The organism is Pseudomonas sp. BF-R-24, assembly GCF_019947335.1.
Lineage (GTDB): Bacteria > Pseudomonadota > Gammaproteobacteria > Pseudomonadales > Pseudomonadaceae > Aquipseudomonas > Aquipseudomonas jessenii.
Genome location: NZ_JAGYGG010000038.1, coordinates 1 through 17,641 on the forward strand (window position 1 = coordinate 1; position 17,641 = coordinate 17,641).

The 17,641-nt window shown below is 57.7% G+C and carries 16 protein-coding genes and 4 tRNA genes; 15 read left to right on the forward strand and 5 right to left on the reverse strand.

What is annotated here, in order from left to right; translation table 11 throughout:
* A partial coding sequence (locus tag KGA98_RS23435; protein WP_223504053.1) for a TerC family protein occupies window positions 1-464 on the forward strand: 464 nt, incomplete at its 5' end.
* Between the two features lie 78 nt (window positions 465-542).
* On the opposite strand, the gene KGA98_RS23440 is transcribed toward KGA98_RS23435, so the two are convergent.
* The gene (locus tag KGA98_RS23440) at window positions 543-710 is read right to left on the reverse strand and encodes a hypothetical protein (protein ID WP_167362872.1); all 168 of its coding nucleotides are present in this window, start codon (window positions 708-710) and stop codon (window positions 543-545) included.
* A 179-nt stretch (window positions 711-889) separates the two neighbouring features.
* On the opposite strand from KGA98_RS23440, the gene KGA98_RS23445 reads away from it, so the two are divergent.
* The 3 genes from KGA98_RS23445 to KGA98_RS23455 all read left to right on the forward strand — a co-directional run bounded on the left by KGA98_RS23445 (window position 890) and on the right by KGA98_RS23455 (window position 2,151).
* A complete protein-coding gene (locus KGA98_RS23445; protein ID WP_223504055.1) occupies window positions 890-1,618 on the forward strand; it encodes a peptidase C39 family protein in 729 nt (242 codons plus the stop codon).
* A gap of 93 nt (window positions 1,619-1,711) precedes the next feature.
* Window positions 1,712-1,918 carry a DUF6021 family protein gene (locus KGA98_RS23450; protein WP_057714089.1) on the forward strand — a complete coding sequence of 69 codons (207 nt, stop codon included), beginning with the start codon at window positions 1,712-1,714 and terminating at the stop codon, window positions 1,916-1,918.
* A 17-nt stretch (window positions 1,919-1,935) separates the two neighbouring features.
* Complete coding sequence (locus KGA98_RS23455; protein ID WP_057714090.1) at window positions 1,936-2,151, forward strand: hypothetical protein; 216 nt, start codon at window positions 1,936-1,938, stop codon at window positions 2,149-2,151.
* A gap of 58 nt (window positions 2,152-2,209) precedes the next feature.
* Here KGA98_RS23455 and pbpG read toward each other — a convergent pair whose 3' ends face one another.
* Together pbpG and folD are read right to left on the reverse strand one after the other, a co-directional pair.
* Window positions 2,210-3,148 carry a D-alanyl-D-alanine endopeptidase gene (pbpG, locus tag KGA98_RS23460; RefSeq protein WP_150812572.1) on the reverse strand — a complete coding sequence of 313 codons (939 nt, stop codon included), beginning with the start codon at window positions 3,146-3,148 and terminating at the stop codon, window positions 2,210-2,212.
* Between the two features lie 235 nt (window positions 3,149-3,383).
* Window positions 3,384-4,238, reverse strand: coding sequence for a bifunctional methylenetetrahydrofolate dehydrogenase/methenyltetrahydrofolate cyclohydrolase FolD (folD, locus tag KGA98_RS23465; protein WP_046043051.1), 855 nt, complete (start codon window positions 4,236-4,238; stop codon window positions 3,384-3,386).
* 274 nt (window positions 4,239-4,512) lie between these two features.
* Between folD and KGA98_RS23470 the strand changes: the two genes are divergently transcribed.
* The 11 genes from KGA98_RS23470 to KGA98_RS23520 all read left to right on the forward strand — a co-directional run bounded on the left by KGA98_RS23470 (window position 4,513) and on the right by KGA98_RS23520 (window position 15,049).
* Window positions 4,513-4,589, forward strand: a tRNA-Arg gene (locus tag KGA98_RS23470).
* Window positions 4,590-4,621: 32 nt separating this feature from the next.
* A tRNA-His gene (locus KGA98_RS23475) sits at window positions 4,622-4,697 on the forward strand.
* Between the two features lie 56 nt (window positions 4,698-4,753).
* Window positions 4,754-4,838 (forward strand) — tRNA-Leu (locus KGA98_RS23480).
* Window positions 4,839-4,915: 77 nt separating this feature from the next.
* Window positions 4,916-4,991: transfer RNA gene (locus KGA98_RS23485), tRNA-His, on the forward strand.
* A gap of 385 nt (window positions 4,992-5,376) precedes the next feature.
* A complete protein-coding gene (tig, locus tag KGA98_RS23490; RefSeq protein ID WP_057714092.1) occupies window positions 5,377-6,687 on the forward strand; it encodes a trigger factor in 1,311 nt (436 codons plus the stop codon).
* A 93-nt stretch (window positions 6,688-6,780) separates the two neighbouring features.
* Window positions 6,781-7,416 (forward strand): ATP-dependent Clp endopeptidase proteolytic subunit ClpP, encoded by a 636-nt coding sequence (gene clpP / locus KGA98_RS23495; RefSeq protein WP_090456702.1) that lies wholly within the window; start codon window positions 6,781-6,783, stop codon window positions 7,414-7,416.
* Window positions 7,417-7,528: 112 nt separating this feature from the next.
* Complete coding sequence (gene clpX / locus KGA98_RS23500; protein WP_008048848.1) at window positions 7,529-8,812, forward strand: ATP-dependent Clp protease ATP-binding subunit ClpX; 1,284 nt, start codon at window positions 7,529-7,531, stop codon at window positions 8,810-8,812.
* A 250-nt stretch (window positions 8,813-9,062) separates the two neighbouring features.
* Window positions 9,063-11,459, forward strand: a complete 2,397-nt coding sequence (gene lon / locus KGA98_RS23505) for an endopeptidase La (RefSeq protein ID WP_056722330.1) — start codon at window positions 9,063-9,065, stop codon at window positions 11,457-11,459.
* Window positions 11,460-11,608: 149 nt separating this feature from the next.
* Complete coding sequence (locus KGA98_RS23510) at window positions 11,609-11,881, forward strand: HU family DNA-binding protein (RefSeq protein ID WP_002552737.1); 273 nt, start codon at window positions 11,609-11,611, stop codon at window positions 11,879-11,881.
* Between the two features lie 235 nt (window positions 11,882-12,116).
* Window positions 12,117-13,988 (forward strand): SurA N-terminal domain-containing protein, encoded by a 1,872-nt coding sequence (locus KGA98_RS23515; protein WP_223504057.1) that lies wholly within the window; start codon window positions 12,117-12,119, stop codon window positions 13,986-13,988.
* Between the two features lie 203 nt (window positions 13,989-14,191).
* On the forward strand, window positions 14,192-15,049 hold the full coding sequence (locus KGA98_RS23520; protein WP_223504059.1) for a DUF2242 domain-containing protein: 858 nt from the start codon (window positions 14,192-14,194) through the stop codon (window positions 15,047-15,049).
* Between the two features lie 344 nt (window positions 15,050-15,393).
* Here the strand turns inward: KGA98_RS23520 and KGA98_RS23525 are convergent, their stop codons facing one another.
* A complete protein-coding gene (locus KGA98_RS23525; protein WP_223504061.1) occupies window positions 15,394-16,434 on the reverse strand; it encodes an AraC family transcriptional regulator in 1,041 nt (346 codons plus the stop codon).
* A gap of 2 nt (window positions 16,435-16,436) precedes the next feature.
* Window positions 16,437-17,567 (reverse strand): carbon-nitrogen hydrolase family protein, encoded by a 1,131-nt coding sequence (locus tag KGA98_RS23530; protein WP_223504063.1) that lies wholly within the window; start codon window positions 17,565-17,567, stop codon window positions 16,437-16,439.
* Window positions 17,568-17,641: the final 74 nt, after the last annotated feature.

Below are 17,641 nucleotides of genomic sequence, written 5' to 3' on the forward strand. Positions count from 1 at the left end.
CCGGTGGCCTGTTCCTGTTGTGGAAGGCGACCACCGAGATCCATCACAGCATGGACCCGGCACCGGAAGATCCGAAGTCGGCGACCTCGACCGTGACCCTGGGCTTCGCTGCCGCGATCGGTCAGATCCTGATGCTGGATATGGTGTTCTCCATCGACAGCATCATTACCGCTGTCGGCATGACCGAGCATTTGCCGATCATGGTCATCGCGGTGGTGGTGTCGGTACTGGTGATGTTGCTGGCGGCTGATCCGCTGGCCAAGTTCATCAACGACAACCCGACAGTGGTGATGCTGGCCCTGGGCTTCCTGATCATGATCGGCATGACGCTGATTGCCGAAGGCTTTGGCGCCCATGTACCGAAAGGCTACGTCTATGCGGCCATGGCATTCTCGGCTGCGATCGAGGTGTTGAACATGATGTCCCGTCGCTCCAGGCAGAAGCGGGTTGCCACTGAAGTCTGACCGCCGCTAAAAGAAACGGCCGCCTGAACTCGAAGGAGTGCAGGCGGCCGTTTTTGTTGGTCTCGGATAAAGGTGGTGTCAGTGAGCGTTGGCGTGCTGGCTCGGTGCCTTGTCCGCTTCTTGCGCAGGCGCCGGCTGGACAGGGTGATGGTGGCGGCGAGTAATGCGCAGCACGCCCCACAGCATGGCGGCGGCTACCGCCAGCCAGCCGCAAACCAACATTACAATGATCATGGTCAGGCTCATCGGTGCCTCCTCTTTGCCCTTCAATGGGCACTCACGCTTCGCTGTCGTCTCTTCAAGGAACAGTCTAGCCGTTGCTGTATTTCAGGCTATTGACCGAAAGTCGGCAGTCACCAACCAGTTCGCTCTATCGAATGCAAACAACTGCCGGTTAAGGCTATACCGCTGTCGCGCGGCGTCCTATGATCAACGGCCTTGCCGGGAATATTGTTGCCTGGCGCCTGAACAAGAGAGTGATGATGGTGCGGGTATTTTCTCGAATGCTGTCGGCGGCGCTGATGGCGGGATGTGTGGTGGCGCTGGCGGGTTGCGCCGGGAGTGTTGCACCTGAGATCAAGCGTCTGCCGGAGCGGGTCGAACTCAGTGGCCGCTTCTACAAGGGTGTGGCCAATCAAAGCGGACCGCAGGTGCTGGCCAGCATGCTGTCCCAGCAGAACATCGTGATTACGCCGGGTTTGCTCGACAAACCGCTGCATTTACCGGGCGCCGAAGCCCAGTTGCAACAGAACATGGTGAACCTCGCGCGTGAATACGGGATGGTGGTCTATCCCCTTGACGCGACCTTGCCAGCCTTGTTGACCCAGGTCGCGGCCGGTTATCCGGTGATGGTGCGCTTCACCGAAGGCTCGGCGATGTGGGCCGAACCGCGTTATGCGATTCTCACCGGGTACAACCGTCAGAAGCAGACCGTGCTGCTGCGCGCAGGCATGAGTCAGCGGACGTTGATGAGCTTCGGTTCTTTTGAATCGGCGTTCAAGGATGCCGGCGGTTGGGCAGTGTTGATCCAGAGTCCGACACAGATTCCCGCCCAGGTCGATCAGCAACGCTGGCTCAAGGCAGCCAATGATCTGGCTCAGGCGGGCCAGGAGCCGGCGGCAGCAAAAGCTAAAAAAGCCTTGGCCGCACAGTAAGTCCGTTCGTCACCCTCCGGGCACCAGCGCCCGATGCCAGCCTCTAACCTGCAAAGGCCCGGATCTTTCCGGGCCTTGATACAGGAGGCGCCCATGGCTCATTCAACTACGCCGGTCGGTCCACACTCATCCGAGCATTCGTCTGGCAATGAGCTGGGTTTCGATCCCGACTCCCCGGACCTTGCCGATCCTCAGGTCGACCCGATCGGGCCCGCCAAGGCACCGAGGGACGTGAAACCGGGTGACAACCCCAAGGCTCCGGCCAAGCCCTACGATCCACTGGGTGATCTGAAGCCTTAGGTCCAATGGAGGTGTGTATGTCTACCGATTCCAGTTTCGACGACAAACGTCCGGAAACTGTCCCCACAACCCCCGAGCAAAGCACCGATCCGGTGATGGATCCCGACAGCCCGTTGAGGGATCCCCTGGCACGGCCAACGGTGGCGCCCACTGAAAAGCCGAAGGGTTGGAGAGATCCAAGTACCGGCGACGGTATCCCGGATGACGACCAGATGCCGCTGCCTAACGACTAACTTTGCGACGAAAAAAAGCCCCGGATGTCCGGGGCTTTTTCATGCGTTTGCAGCAAGGTTACTTCGACGCTTCTACCACGCCGCTCTGCCGCTGCTTGAGGTTCTTGTCTGCCTTGTACTGCAAGGCTACGGAAGGCACGTCCGCGCTCTTTCCGCTCTCTACCCAATTACGCATGCGCGTGGCATCGGCAAAGTGGGTGTACTTGCCATAGGCGTCAAGGATCACCAAGGCCACCGGGCGGTTAGCCATCCGGGTCACCAGCACCAGGCAGTGACCGGCTTCGTTGGTGAAGCCGGTTTTTGTCAGCTGGATGTCCCAATCCGGCTTGCGGACCAAATGGTCGGTGTTGCGGAAACCCAGGCTGTAGTTCGGTTTGCGAAACGAAACGGTCTTTTCCTTGGTTGTACTCAGCTCGGTCAGCAGCGGGTACTTGTGCGCGGCGATCAACAGTTTGCTTAAATCGCGAGCGGTCGAAACGTTGCGCGGGGAGAGACCGGTCGGCTCGACGAAATGGGTATTGGTCATGCCCAAGGCCCGGGCCTTGGCGTTCATTGCAGCAATGAACGCGGCATAGCCACCCGGATAGTGGTGGGCCAGGCTTGCGGCGGCTCGGTTTTCAGATGACATCAGGGCAATCAGCAGCATTTCCCGGCGCGGCAGTTCGCTCTTGAGCTTGACCCGGGAGTACACACCTTTCATTTCCGGTGTGTCGCTAATGTTGATGTTGATGTATTCGTCCATGTTCTGCCGAGACTCGACCACGACCAGGCCAGTCATCAACTTGCTGACGGAAGCGATCGGCACTACCACGTCAGGATTGCTGGCGTAGATGACTTTGTTGGTCTGCATGTCCAGCAGCAAGGAGCTGCCGGAAGCGAGCTTGAGTGTCTTCGTATCTCGCGGTGCTGCGGTGGTTTCGCCAGCGCTGGCGAAGGGCGTGATGAAAGTCCCTGCAACTGCAAAAAATAGGCTCAGGATGGAAAGACGGATATTCACGCTGGCAGACTCATAAAGTGTTGATAAGCCGTTCTGTAACGGACTGTTTCCTGAAAAGCGCGTCATTCTGGAGTATGGCTGAATAACTGTCGATGGTTGTTCAAGTAACAGGTGAAAGTCCTGAGAAACATGAAAAAAAAGTCATTTTCCGGCGGGCGGTCGGTGTTACTCGCAGGCAAAAAAAACCCCGCCAGGGCGGGGTTCCTTGTCACGCTGACAGCGTGCGCGTTGAAACTCAGCTGTGCAGGGTTTCGGCGGCGTACAGGGTGTTTTCCAGCAGGCAGGCACGGGTCATCGGGCCTACGCCGCCCGGTACCGGGGTGATCCAGCCGGCGCGGGGCAGGGCGGTTTCGTAGATCACGTCACCGACGAGCTTGCCGTCGTCCTGGCGGTTGATGCCGACATCGATCACGATCGCGCCTTCCTTGATCCATTCGCCCTTGACCAGGCCCGGCTTGCCGGCGGCGACGACGACCAGATCCGCACGGCCGACATGGCCGGCCAGGTCCTTGGTAAAGCGGTGGGTGACCGTCACGGTGCAGCCGGCCAACAGCAATTCCATCGCCATCGGGCGGCCAACGATATTGGACGCGCCGACAACCACGGCATCCATCCCGTAAAGGTCGACACCGGTGCTTTCCAGCAGGGTCATGATGCCTTTGGGGGTGCATGGGCGCAGCAGTGGAATGCGCTGGGCCAGGCGACCGACGTTATAAGGATGGAAACCGTCGACGTCTTTATCCGGACGAATGCGCTCCAGCAGCCTGGAGGCGTCCAGGTGTTCGGGAAGCGGAAGTTGAAGCAGGACGCCGTCGATTGCAGGGTCGTCGTTCAGGCGATCGATCAGCTCGGTCAGCGCTTCTTGAGTGGTTTCGGAAGGCAGGTCATAGGCTTGAGATAGAAAGCCGACCTCTTCACAGTCTTTACGCTTGTGCGAGACATAAACCTGAGAGGCAGGATCGCTGCCGACCAGGATCACCGCAAGGCCGGGCGTGCGCAGGCCTTGCTGGCGACGCTCGGTGACACGTTGGGCGATCTGCTGGCGCAGGCTGGCGGCGATCGATTTGCCGTCGATAAGTTGTGCAGTCATTGCGCGTGATTAACCATCGAGAGGGGAAAAAAAGAGAACGCATTCTCGCATGTCATGCGGTGAGGGCAAAGGCGCTTGGTCTGCAAATTCCCCTAACTCCTTTAATTAAATGAATTTTTTTTAAAAAGGATTTGACGACCTTCGGGGGGCTCTATACTATTCGTCGCACTTGTCGGGCACAGCCTAGCACTGGTTAGGAAGGTTGAGCAGGATTACGATTCTGCAAGACTGGAAAGCACTTAGTTTGTAGTCCTCCAAGGTTACAGCTAACAAGGCGCCCGTAGCTCAGCTGGATAGAGCATCCGCCTTCTAAGCGGATGGTCGCAGGTTCGAGTCCTGCCGGGTGCGCCATTAGGCAGCTTTGGCACAAGTAGCGCGATATGGTGGGCGTAGCTCAGTTGGTAGAGCACGGGATTGTGACTCCCGTTGTCGTGGGTTCGATCCCCATCGTCCACCCCATATTTCGAAAGGCGCCAGATTAACAGTCTGGCGCCTTTGCTTTAAAGGCTTCATCCGCGGATGTGGTGGAATTGGTAGACACACTGGATTTAGGTTCCAGCGCCGCGAGGCGTAAGAGTTCGAGTCTCTTCATCCGCACCAAATAAAGCTTCATTCAGGCAATTGGCCTGGCTGGAGCTTGATAAAGAAGTTGTTTGGCTTCTTTAACAGGCAATATGGTGGGCGTAGCTCAGTTGGTAGAGCACGGGATTGTGACTCCCGTTGTCGTGGGTTCGATCCCCATCGTCCACCCCATATTTCGAAAGGCGCCAGATTGAAAAGTCTGGCGCCTTTTTTGTTTCGGCGGCCGCAGGTTCCGGGTCGCAGGGGCGGGCGTTTCGTCGTATTTATGTTTCTCGATGATGCTGTCCTGCCCGCCGGCCTTGCTTGCGAGATCGGCTGTCAGGGAGATGATTGGCGACCTTCTCTATATAGGGAAAGGTTGGCGCAGAGCCCTGGCGTGATTGGTTGTATTTGCCATCGGGGCGAGGTGCATTCGTGCATTCGCACCTATAAATTGCCTGCTGCGTTTTTACCCGTTTTCAGTAGGGTGACTTCTTGAGTTTGACCCACTAGAATGCATGCCCTTGATTCTGGGGTCGGAAACGGCCGGCTAACGTCTGTGCAACGAGGAATATCCATGCAAGTTTCTGTTGAAAATACTACTGCTCTTGAGCGCCGCATGAGCGTCACCGTGCCGGCTGAGCGCATCGAGAGCCAGGTCAACAAGCGTCTGCAGCAGACCGCCCAAAAGGCCAAAATTGCTGGCTTCCGTCCAGGCAAAGTGCCAATGAGCGAAATCAAGCGCCGTTTCGGTGCTGACGCTCGCCAGGAAGCTGTAGGCGACGTGATCCAGTCTTCCTTCTACGAAGCTGTGGTTGAGCAGAAGCTGAACCCGGCTGGTCAGCCTTCGATCGAGCCAAAATCCCTGGAAGCGGGCAAGGACCTGGAATACGTAGCCGTATTCGAAGTGTTCCCTGAGTTCACCGTTGCCGGTTTCGAAGGTATCACCGTAGAGCGCCTGAGCGCTGACGTGTCTGATGCCGATCTGGACAAGATGCTGGACATCCTGCGCAAGCAGAACACCCGTTTCGAAGTGGCCGATCGCGCTGCTCAAAACGAAGACCAGCTGAACATCGATTTCGTCGGCAAGGTCGACGGTGAAGTGTTCGCTGGCGGTTCCGCCAAGGGTACCCAGCTGGTTCTGGGTTCCGGCCGCATGATCCCTGGTTTCGAAGATGGCCTGGTTGGCGCAAAAGCCGGTGAAGAACGCGTTCTGAACCTGACTTTCCCAGAGGACTATCAGAACCTGGACCTGGCTGGCAAAACCGCCGAGTTCACCGTGACCGTCAACACCGTTTCCGAGCCAAAGCTGCCAGAACTGACCGAAGAATTCTTCGCTCAATTCGGCATCAAGGAAACCGGTCTGGAAGGCTTCCGCGCCGAAGTTCGCAAGAACATGGAGCGTGAACTGCGTCAGGCGATCAAATCCAAGGTCAAGAATCAGGTAATGGACGGTCTGCTGGCCACCAACCCGATCGAAGTGCCAAAGGCTCTGCTGTCCAACGAAGTTGACCGTCTGCGCGTGCAGGCTGTTCAGCAGTTCGGCGGCAACATCAAGCCTGACCAACTGCCGGCCGAGCTGTTCGAAGAGCAAGCCAAGCGCCGCGTAGTACTGGGTCTGATCGTGGCTGAAGTGGTCAAGCAATTCGACCTCAAGCCTGACGAAACCCGCGTTCGCGAGATGATTCAGGAAATGGCTTCGGCCTACCAGGAGCCTGAGCAAGTTGTGTCCTGGTACTACAAGAACGACCAGCAGCTGAACGAAGTTCGCTCGGTTGTGCTGGAAGAGCAAGTTGTGGATACTGTTCTGCAGAAAGCTAGCGTGACCGACAAATCGGTCTCTTACGAAGAAGCAGTCAAGCCGGTAGAAGCACCACAAGCCGACTGATCACTTTTGCGGTAAGAAGCAAACACCATAAGCCAGCCTTCGAGCTGGCTTATGCGTATTCAAGACATAACTATTTGGGAGTGACTGCAGAGCATGTTCCGTAATTCGTATATTCAGCAGAACTCTGATATCCAGGCCGCCGGCGGCCTGGTCCCGATGGTTGTCGAGCAGTCCGCTCGTGGCGAGCGCGCCTACGACATCTACTCGCGTCTCCTCAAGGAGCGGGTGATCTTTCTGGTGGGCCCCGTAGAGGACTACATGGCCAACCTGATCTGTGCGCAACTGCTGTTCCTTGAAGCGGAAAACCCGGACAAGGACATCCATCTCTATATCAACTCCCCGGGCGGTTCGGTGACGGCGGGCATGTCGATCTACGACACCATGCAGTTCATCAAACCCAACGTGTCGACCACCTGTATCGGTCAGGCGTGCAGCATGGGCGCGTTCCTGCTGACGGCCGGTGCACCTGGCAAGCGTTATTGCCTGCCGAACTCGCGTGTGATGATTCACCAGCCACTGGGCGGTTTCCAGGGTCAGGCGTCGGATATCGAAATCCATGCCAAGGAAATCCTCTTCATTCGTGAGCGTCTCAACACGCTGATGGCCAAGCACAGCGGGCGCACTCTCGAAGAAATCGAGCGCGATACCAATCGCGACAACTTCATGAGTGCAGACGCCGCGCGTGAGTACGGCTTGATCGATGAAGTGATCACCCAGCGCCCCGCTTAAAATAAGCAGCTCAAAATAAGGTTGGTCGGCGGGTCCGATCACCGGCGGGCTTGAAAAAGCCCGCAATAGCCTTCATCTTGTGTTGCAAGCCTATCGGATTTGGATCGAACGAATGACTGACACCCGCAACGGCGAGGACAACGGCAAGCTGCTCTATTGCTCCTTCTGTGGCAAAAGCCAGCATGAAGTACGCAAATTGATTGCCGGCCCCTCGGTCTTTATCTGCGACGAGTGCGTCGACCTGTGCAACGACATCATCCGCGAGGAGGTGCAGGAAGCACAGGCCGAAAGCAGCGCGCATAAATTGCCTTCGCCTAAAGAAATCAGCGGCATCCTTGATCAGTATGTGATTGGTCAGGAGCGTGCGAAAAAGGTTCTGGCCGTAGCGGTGTACAACCACTACAAGCGCCTGAATCAGCGTGACAAAAAGAATGACGACGTCGAACTCGGCAAGAGCAACATCCTGCTGATCGGCCCGACAGGCTCGGGTAAGACCCTGCTTGCCGAAACACTGGCCCGCTTGCTGAACGTTCCGTTCACCATCGCCGACGCAACTACCCTCACCGAGGCGGGTTACGTGGGTGAAGATGTCGAGAACATCATTCAGAAGCTGCTGCAGAAATGCGATTACGACGTGGAAAAGGCCCAGATGGGCATTGTCTACATCGATGAAATCGACAAGATTTCGCGCAAGTCTGACAACCCGTCGATCACCCGGGACGTTTCCGGTGAAGGCGTGCAGCAGGCCCTGCTCAAGTTGATCGAAGGCACGGTCGCTTCCGTTCCGCCTCAGGGTGGTCGCAAGCATCCGCAGCAGGAATTCCTGCAGGTCGACACCCGTAACATCCTGTTCATCTGCGGTGGCGCGTTCTCTGGTCTTGAGAAGGTCATTCAAAACCGTTCCACCAAGGGTGGCATCGGTTTCAACGCAGAAGTGCGCAGCAAGGAAGAAGGCAAGAAAGTCGGTGAGTCCCTGCGTGAAGTCGAGCCTGACGATCTGGTCAAGTTCGGTCTGATCCCGGAATTCGTCGGTCGTCTGCCGGTACTTGCCACGCTGGACGAGCTCGACGAGGCTGCATTGATGCAGATCCTCACCGAGCCGAAAAATGCTCTGACCAAGCAGTATGCCAAGCTGTTCGAGATGGAGGGCGTGGATCTGGAATTCCGGACCGACGCTCTGAAATCGGTCGCCAAGCGTGCCCTGGAGCGTAAAACCGGTGCCCGTGGCCTGCGTTCGATTCTCGAAGGTGTATTGCTCGACACTATGTATGAAATCCCCTCGCAATCGGAGGTGAGCAAAGTAGTGATCGATGAAAGCGTGATAGAAGGCAAGTCCAAGCCACTGTATATCTATGAAAACAGTGAGCCGACCGCCAAGGCTGCGCCAGACGCATAAGCGTCACGCAGCTTGAATAAAGAAGGGGCCTTCGGGCCCCTTTGCTATTTCGGGATCTGGCCTGCAGGAGCCGGCTTGCCAGCGAAGGCGGTCTTTGAAGGCGTATTCGGCCCGTCGCGGCAGCTTCCGTATGCTGCAATCTTTCAAGTGGTTCTTTTATCCGCTTGTTTTTTTCCTGGGCAGCCCCCATCTTGGTTTCAAGCTTACTTCCATCTGTTTACGGCCTTATGGCCGCCGTAGAGGCGAAATCATGAAGACAACCATCGAATTGCCTCTCCTGCCATTGCGTGATGTCGTGGTTTATCCGCACATGGTTATCCCGCTGTTCGTGGGGCGCGAGAAATCCATCGAAGCCCTCGAGGCTGCGATGACGGGTGACAAGCAGATCCTTCTGCTGGCCCAGAGAAACCCGGCTGACGACGATCCCGGTGAAGATGCCCTGTATCGCGTTGGTACGATTGCCACCGTTCTGCAGCTGCTCAAGCTGCCTGACGGAACGGTCAAGGTTCTGGTCGAAGGCGAGCAGCGGGGCGCTGTCGAGCGCTTCAGCGAAGTGGACGGTCACTGCCGTGCCGAAGTCTCCCTGATCGACGAAGTTGAAGCGCCAGAGCGCGAGTCGGAAGTGTTCGTCCGCAGCTTGCTGTCCCAGTTCGAGCAATACGTGCAGTTGGGCAAGAAAGTCCCGGCTGAAGTCCTGTCGTCGCTCAACAGCATCGATGAGCCAGGCCGCCTGGTGGACACCATGGCCGCGCACATGGCGCTGAAGATCGAACAGAAGCAGGAAATCCTCGAAATCATCGATTTGTCGGCCCGGGTCGAGCACGTTCTGGCGTTGCTGGATGCCGAGATCGATCTGCTGCAGGTCGAAAAACGCATTCGCGGTCGCGTCAAGAAACAAATGGAGCGCAGTCAGCGCGAGTACTACCTGAATGAGCAGATGAAGGCCATTCAGAAAGAGCTCGGCGACAGTGACGAAGGCCACAACGAAGTCGAAGAGCTGAAAAAGCGTATCGATGCCGCCGGTCTGCCGAAAGACGCGCTGGCCAAGGCGACGGCCGAGCTGAACAAGCTCAAGCAGATGTCGCCGATGTCCGCGGAAGCGACCGTGGTGCGTTCGTACATCGACTGGCTGGTTCAAGTGCCGTGGAAGGCCCAGAGCAAGGTGCGCCTGGACCTGGCGCGTGCAGAAGACATTCTGGATGCCGACCACTATGGCCTCGAAGAGGTCAAGGAACGCATCCTCGAATACCTCGCCGTGCAAAAGCGCGTGAAGAAAATTCGTGGTCCGGTGCTGTGCCTGGTCGGTCCTCCCGGGGTGGGTAAAACGTCCCTGGCGGAGTCGATTGCTCACGCCACCAACCGCAAATTCGTGCGCATGGCCCTCGGTGGCGTGCGTGACGAGGCGGAAATTCGTGGCCATCGCCGTACTTACATCGGTTCGATGCCAGGAAGATTGATTCAAAAGATGACAAAAGTGGGTGTCCGCAACCCGCTGTTCCTGCTCGATGAAATCGACAAGATGGGCAGCGACATGCGTGGCGATCCGGCATCGGCGTTGCTGGAGGTGCTCGATCCCGAGCAGAACCACAACTTCAACGATCACTATCTGGAAGTCGATTACGACCTGTCCGATGTGATGTTCCTGTGCACTTCGAACTCGATGAACATCCCGCCGGCGTTGCTGGACCGGATGGAAGTGATCCGTCTGCCGGGCTACACCGAAGACGAGAAGATCAACATCGCCGTCAAATACCTTTCGCCAAAGCAGATTACGGCCAACGGCCTGAAGAAAGGCGAGCTGGAGTTCGACGCAGAAGCGATCCGCGACATCATCCGCTACTACACCCGTGAAGCCGGTGTGCGTGGGCTGGAGCGCCAGATTGCCAAGGTCTGCCGCAAGGCCGTCAAGGAACATGCGCTGGAGAAACGCTTCTCGGTGAAAGTCACCGCAGACATGCTGGAGCACTTCCTGGGCGTGCGTAAATTCCGCTACGGCCTGGCCGAGCAGCAGGATCAGATTGGCCAGGTGACCGGGTTGGCGTGGACTCAGGTGGGCGGCGAACTGCTGACCATCGAAGCGGCCGTCGTACCGGGCAAGGGCCAGTTGATCAAGACCGGTTCCCTGGGTGACGTGATGGTCGAATCGATCACCGCGGCCTTGACCGTTGTCCGCAGCAGGGCGAAGAGCCTGGGGATCCCTCTGGACTTCCATGAGAAGCGCGACACACACATCCATATGCCGGAAGGGGCGACTCCAAAGGATGGCCCTAGCGCCGGTGTAGGCATGTGCACGGCCCTGGTATCGGCATTGACCGGCATTCCGGTACGCGCGGATGTCGCCATGACCGGCGAGATCACGTTGCGTGGCCAGGTCTTGGCCATTGGCGGCTTGAAAGAAAAACTGTTGGCTGCCCACCGTGGCGGAATCAAGACTGTGATCATTCCTGAAGAGAATGTGCGCGATCTCAAAGAGATTCCGGACAATATCAAGCAGGATCTACAGATTAAACCGGTTAAATGGATTGACGAGGTCCTGCAAATTGCGTTGCAATACGCGCCGGAGCCCTTGCCGGACGTGGCTCCGGAGATAGTCGCGAAGGATGAGAAACGCGACGCAGATTCTAAGGAAAGAATTAGCACGCATTAGTACGTATTTGCCTGGGGGGCTTTCTTGACAGCTTTTTAGAGCCCTTGTTATAAAGCGGCTCTTAAGTGTCTGTAGGCCATTCAGCACTCGTTTTTGCTTTCACCAAAAAAACTTAGAATCATACTCAAATAGATATAAGGGGACTTAGAGTGAACAAGTCGGAACTGATTGATGCTATCGCTGCATCCGCTGATATCCCGAAAGCTGCTGCTGGCCGTGCGCTGGACGCTGTAATCGAATCCGTCACTGGCGCTCTCAAGGCTGGCGACTCTGTTGTTCTGGTTGGTTTCGGTACCTTCTCCGTAACTGATCGTCCGGCTCGCATTGGTCGTAACCCACAGACCGGTAAGACGCTGGAAATCGCAGCAGCCAAAAAACCAGGTTTCAAAGCCGGTAAAGCACTGAAAGAAGCTGTCAACTAAGTTCGATTCAGGTTTTTACCCATCCGGGTCGGGGTCATGCCTGACTTGGCAGCGGAGCGGCAGTCCTGACTGCAGGTCGCCGGTTCAAGACACCGAGGGTCGCCAGTTCGAGCCCCTCGATCCGCTCCGCCAGTTACGAGAAGGCGCATCCTCGGATGCGCCTTTCTTCTATCCGGATTCTACCCACGCTCCACGGTTGCCTAATTTTTGAAGTTCAACCGTTTCTGGGGGACGCATGCTGCAGAATATCAGGGACAATTCACAAGGCTGGATTGCCAAGACTATTATCGGGGTCATCGTTGCACTGATGGCTTTGACCGGTTTCGACGCCATTTTTCAGGCCACGACGAACACGAATGAAGCGGCGAAGGTCAATGGCGAAGAAATCAGCCAGAACGAACTGAGCCAGGCGGTCGATATGCAACGCCGTCAGCTCATGCAACAGCTGGGCAAGGATTTCGATGCTTCCTTGCTCGATGAAAAAATGCTGCGCGAGTCGGCTCTCAAGGGCCTGATCGATCGCAAACTGCTGCTGCAAGGCGCAGAAAACTCGAAATTCGCCTTTTCCGAAGCGGCTCTGGATCAGGTCATCCTGCAAACGCCTGAGTTTCAGGTGGATGGCAAGTTCAGCTCCGAGCGTTTCGACCAGGTGATTCGCCAACTCGGCTATACCCGCATGCAATTCCGCCAGATGCTGGCTCAGGAAATGCTGATTGGTCAGCTGCGTGCCGGTCTCGCCGGTAGCGGTTTCGTGACCGATGCACAGGTACTGGCGTTTGCCCGTCTGGAAAAACAGACCCGCGATTTCGCCTCGCTGAACATCAAGGCCGACCCGGCAGCGGTGAAGCTGACCGACGATGAGGTCAAGGCCTACTACGACGAGCACGCCAAGGAATTCATGACGCCGGATCAGGTGGTCATCGATTACCTCGAGCTGAAGAAGGCTTCCTTCTTCGATCAGGTCAGCGTCAATGACGAAGACCTGCAGGCGGCCTATCAGAAAGAAATCGCGAACCTGTCCGAGCAACGCCAGGCGGCGCACATTCTGATTGAAGTGAATGACAAGACCACCGAGGCGCAAGCCAAGGCGAAGATCGAAGAGATCCAGGCTCGTCTGGCCAAGGGCGAGAAATTCGAGGCGCTGGCCAAGGAATTCTCCCAGGATCCGGGTTCGGCGAACAACGGCGGTGACCTGGGTTATGCCGGTCCTGGCGTCTACGACCCGGCGTTCGAGAAAGCCCTGTATTCGTTGGCCAAGGACCAGGTTTCCGCGCCGGTTCGCACCGATTTTGGGTTCCACCTGATCAAGCTGTTGGGCGTGGAAGCGCCTGAAGTTCCGACATTCGCCAGCCTGAAAGACAAGCTGACCCGCGAATTGAAGGCCCAGCAGGTCGAACAGCGTTTTGTCGAGGCGACCAAGCAACTGGAAGACGCTTCATTCGAAGCGTCGGACCTGGCGCAACCGGCACAAGACCTGAAACTGAACGTCCACACGTCCAAGCCGTTCGGCCGTGAAGGTGGTGAGGGTATTGCAGCCAACCGTGCCGTGATCACTGCCGCGTTCAGCCCGGAGGTCCTGGATGAGGGTGCGAACAGCACTGCCATCGAGCTCGATCCGGAAACCGTGGTCGTGTTGCGTGCCAAGGAGCACCTGAAGCCTTCGCAATTGCCGCTGGAAAGCGTCTCTGCTGCGATCCGTGTGCAATTGGCCAAGGAACACGCCAGCGCCGATGCCAAGACCAAGGCTGACGCCCTGATTGCCAGCCTGCGCGATGGCAAGACCCCGCTGGATCAGGCGGTCGACGGCCAGGCCTGGAAAGTCACGGAAGCGGCGACTCGTGCTCAGGAAGGGGTCGACCCTGCGGTGCTGCAAGCGCTGTTCCGCATGGCGAAGCCTGCGTCCAAGGACAAGCCGACCTTCACCAGCGTGACGCTGGGTGATGGCAACCTGATGATCGTGCGCCTCAATGGCGTGAACGAAGCAGCGGCGCCGACCGAAGAAGAGAAAGCACAGTATCGTCGCTACCTCGCTTCGCGCATTGGCCAGCAAGACTTCGCGGCTTACCGCAAGCAGCTGGAAAGCCAGGCGGAAATCAAGCGTTACTGATGCCTGATCAGGTTTAGCGCTGCACAAAAGACCCCGGCCGGAAGGCCGGGGTCTTTTTGTTTGGCCGTACGTCACTTGCCGCGGTGACTTTTGCGCAAAACCGGGGTCAATCAGCCTGTAACCGTTTTAAGACACGATCGATGCTCCGCTAAGCATCGATCTGTTGCACAATATGCCCCGAACCGTTTTCCTCAGGATGTTCAATGTTTAAATCACTTCCCATGCGGGTTGTCGGGCTGGCAGCCGTGCTTGCTACTGCGGCCGGTTGTTCATCGAACAAGACCGCCATCTATGAGCATGAGAATTTCGACGACTCCGGTACCTTTTCCCGAAACTATCCGGTCACCGATACCCAGAGCTGTGAAGCCGCTCGTCGTGCCTTGCTCAGCCAGGGTTACATCATCACCAGTAACGATTCGAAGCTGGTCAGCGGTCACAAGAGCTTCCAGCAGACCGGCGAGAACCACATGGAGATCAGCTTCAGCGTGGTCTGTACCGATGACGGCAGCGAAGGGCACCACGCGACCGTATTCGCCAACGCCCTGCAGGATCGTTATGCGCTGAAGAAGACCAACAACTCCGCCAGTCTCGGTGTGGGTGTGTTGGGCTCGGTGTCGATGCCGATCGGCTCCTCCGATGACTCGATGGTCAAGGTCGCCAGCGAAACCGTATCGTCTGCCAAGTTCTACGAGCGTTTCTTCGCACTGGTCGAACTGTTCCTGCCGCCGGAAGCGAAAAAGGCTGCGCACATCCCCGAAAAGCCGAAAACGGACCTGGGCATGCCTGAAGCCCAGGCAGCGCCGGCACCACTGGCACCTGCCCCGGCAGCAGCTCCCGCTGTAGAGCCTGCTGCACCGGCGCCTGCACCTGCACCTGCATCCATTGAGGCGGCTCCAGCGGCTTCCGAGCCGGTTGCCCCGCCTCCTGAAGCGGCGCCGATCACGCCGATCGAGCGTGTAGAGCCTGCATCGTTCCAGGAAATCGTCACGCCACCGTCGAACCCGAGTGACTTGCCTGCGCCGAGCGAACCCATCCCGGCGATGCCTGCCTCAGGTCAGTGATCGAGACGTCACGGGATCGGGTCGGATGACCCGATCCCGTGGCCAGCCAAAAGATTGACCCTCGTCAACCAAGACCACTGTTCTGTGGCCTCCCGCGAAAAAATCCGATGATAAATTCCTGACCAGCTGCTACGTTTTATTCAGTAGCGACAGAGTGTCGTGTCCGCGTCATTTTTCTTTCACGCGGGCACTTTATGCTCTGGGAATTGGTCATTTATTCAGACGTTTTTCAGTATGGGTTGGGGGATTCAAAAATGGACGATTATCAAGAAGAGCTACTCGAGTACCAGGCTTTCGAACTGGACCCACTGGAGCCGGCGGAAGACGCTACCGAGTTGTAGGCATCAGGCGGATTGGCGATGACTGCGGCGAAATTCGCCGGGGGTCTGTCCGTTCCAGCGTTTGTATGCGCGTTGAAACGCTTCGGCTGAGGCAAAACCCAGCAGGTAGGCGATCTCTCCGAACGCCAGTTCGGTGTCGCGTATGTAGGTCATGGCCAGGTCGCGACGGGTGTCGTTGAGAATTGCACGAAACTGCGTGCCTTCTTCGGCGAGCTTGCGGCGCAGGGTCCAGGTGGGCAGCTTCAGGCGTGCCGCCACCTCTTGCAGGTCGGGTTCCCGGCCACCATTGAGCAAGGGTCCCAGTAGCGCGATGATGCGTTCGCGCAGGCTGCGGGTGCGTGTCAGTTGTTCCAGTTCTCGCTCACACAGTTGCAGCAAATGCCGCCAAGTACTCGGGCAATGCTCGGGGTTGCGCTGGGCGAGACTTTCCAGGCTCAAGCGCAGTTGATTGCGCTCGCCGCCAAACTGAATCGGACAGTCACCCAACACGTCATAGGCCGTGCGGTAACCGGGCTCCTCGAATTCGATCTCGATGCGTTCGGCGCGCAGCGGGGCAGGGCTGACACTGGACAATTGCTGCAACCAGCCGGCGATGATCGAATCCACCACAAAGCGGTTGTAGGCGTTATAGGGGCTGATCGAATAGAAGCGCAGCCAGGCGCCCTGGGCGTCTTCGTGAAAGCTTGATTGACCCCGATAATTGGAGCCATACAAGGCTTCGAATCGAATCAGGCAGCGGGCGGCTTCACGTACCGTCGGCGCCTGGGCCGCAGTGACGCCAGCAAGGCCAGCCTGACTCAGGCGACTGAGCTGGCCCATGCGCAAACCAAGGGCCGGGTTGCCGGTCAGTTGAATGGCGCTGTGGCCCAGGCGCATGTAGCGCGGTATCGACAGTCGGGCACCGGCTTCGCTCAGGCGTCCGGCATCTAGGCCGTATTGATCGAGCAGTGGTTGAGGATCGACGCCATGACTGCGCACGGCATCGGCCAGGCTATGAACAAAGCCCACCGACAGATCGCCCAGGCGCATCGGCTGCGGCTTCATGGCTACAACCAGAGGTTCAGCAAACGCGCACCATGGGCATTGCCGTCGGCAAAATGCTGGCCGTTGCTGCTGAGGAAACTGTGTCCGGCGCTGCCCTGATCCCAGAACTGACCCCGCAGGAACACACTCATGCCAGCGACGGCTTGACTGGCAGGTGTCCGGGTCGTGAGATTCAGGCGCTGCCAGGCCTGGCCTTCACTGACTTCTCCAGGCTTCAAGATGACCGATGTCGGCGCTGACGAGCCCCTGTAGCCACGCCACGGTTGATCCCAGGTGCCACGGCCGGCAACAAAGGCCGGTACCGCGACCAGTTGTACGCTTTGGTCGTTGAGCTTGAGGTAGTTTTCCGGGTACCAGCTGTCGTGACCGATCAATACGCCCAGCCTTCCGGCGGGGGTATCAACGACATTGAGCGAGTGCTCGCCGTTCGCCTTGATCCCGTTCTGTTCTGCGAAGAACGGGTGTATCTGGCGCTGGGGCTGGCCGATCGGCAGGCCCTCGCTGTTGAACACCACGCTGCTGTTGTACAGCGCGCCGCGGCCGATTCTCAAGGTGCCGTCGATGATGCTCGGTTCGGGCAGTACGATGGAACCCGCCACCAGCGTCACGTGGAATTCCCTGGCCAGCCCTCCGAACAATGCCTGGTAGTCTCTGGCCATCGCCTTGGCTTTCATGCGCAGGTGGGCATCGTCCAGACGGTTGCCACCCTCGGCGCTGATCAACGCCTTGGCGAACTTCAGGGGATTGCTCACCGCCAGCCAGTTCATGGCCTCCTTGAGGGTGCTGGCCTGATACAGCTCATCCTTCTCGCCGCTGACCATCAGCCAGGTACCGACGTGCTCCGGCAACACGACGACGGTCTTGCCGTTCAACAGACCCTGGTCCCGGGCTGCTTGCAGATAGGCCGCGAGCTTGCGGTGCAAACGCTCGGGGCTTTGATAATCGGTGGGAAACAGTTCGGGCTGAATGCCCAACAGATTGCCACGGTCCGCAGGCGTGCCCTGGTCGACAGCCAGGTTGATCCGCAGATCCGAAAGGTAATGACCCACCGGCCGGTCTGCGGCCCACATCGCGTAGGTCGTGAGGGCGGCGAGCAACGCCATGGAAAATGTCAGGTACAAAAGTTTGCGCATGGGGAAACAGTTTACAGCCTGGAACCGGTTCGAGCATAAAGGGAATCAAGGCCTTAGTGGGCAAATTTCAAGCG

What these genes read in the sequence shown, in the direction of transcription:
- KGA98_RS23440 (WP_167362872.1), bottom strand. Translation starts at nt 710, where the DNA reads ATGAGCCTGACCATGATCATTGTAATGTTGGTTTGCGGCTGGCTGGCG.
- KGA98_RS23445 (WP_223504055.1), top strand. Translation starts at nt 890, where the DNA reads ATGATCAACGGCCTTGCCGGGAATATTGTTGCCTGGCGCCTGAACAAG.
- KGA98_RS23450 (WP_057714089.1), top strand. Translation starts at nt 1,712, where the DNA reads ATGGCTCATTCAACTACGCCGGTCGGTCCACACTCATCCGAGCATTCG.
- KGA98_RS23455 (WP_057714090.1), top strand. Translation starts at nt 1,936, where the DNA reads ATGTCTACCGATTCCAGTTTCGACGACAAACGTCCGGAAACTGTCCCC.
- folD (WP_046043051.1), bottom strand. Translation starts at nt 4,238, where the DNA reads ATGACTGCACAACTTATCGACGGCAAATCGATCGCCGCCAGCCTGCGC.
- tig (WP_057714092.1), top strand. Translation starts at nt 5,377, where the DNA reads ATGCAAGTTTCTGTTGAAAATACTACTGCTCTTGAGCGCCGCATGAGC.
- clpP (WP_090456702.1), top strand. Translation starts at nt 6,781, where the DNA reads ATGTTCCGTAATTCGTATATTCAGCAGAACTCTGATATCCAGGCCGCC.
- clpX (WP_008048848.1), top strand. Translation starts at nt 7,529, where the DNA reads ATGACTGACACCCGCAACGGCGAGGACAACGGCAAGCTGCTCTATTGC.
- lon (WP_056722330.1), top strand. Translation starts at nt 9,063, where the DNA reads ATGAAGACAACCATCGAATTGCCTCTCCTGCCATTGCGTGATGTCGTG.
- KGA98_RS23515 (WP_223504057.1), top strand. Translation starts at nt 12,117, where the DNA reads ATGCTGCAGAATATCAGGGACAATTCACAAGGCTGGATTGCCAAGACT.
- KGA98_RS23520 (WP_223504059.1), top strand. Translation starts at nt 14,192, where the DNA reads ATGTTTAAATCACTTCCCATGCGGGTTGTCGGGCTGGCAGCCGTGCTT.
- KGA98_RS23525 (WP_223504061.1), bottom strand. Translation starts at nt 16,434, where the DNA reads ATGAAGCCGCAGCCGATGCGCCTGGGCGATCTGTCGGTGGGCTTTGTT.
- KGA98_RS23530 (WP_223504063.1), bottom strand. Translation starts at nt 17,567, where the DNA reads ATGCGCAAACTTTTGTACCTGACATTTTCCATGGCGTTGCTCGCCGCC.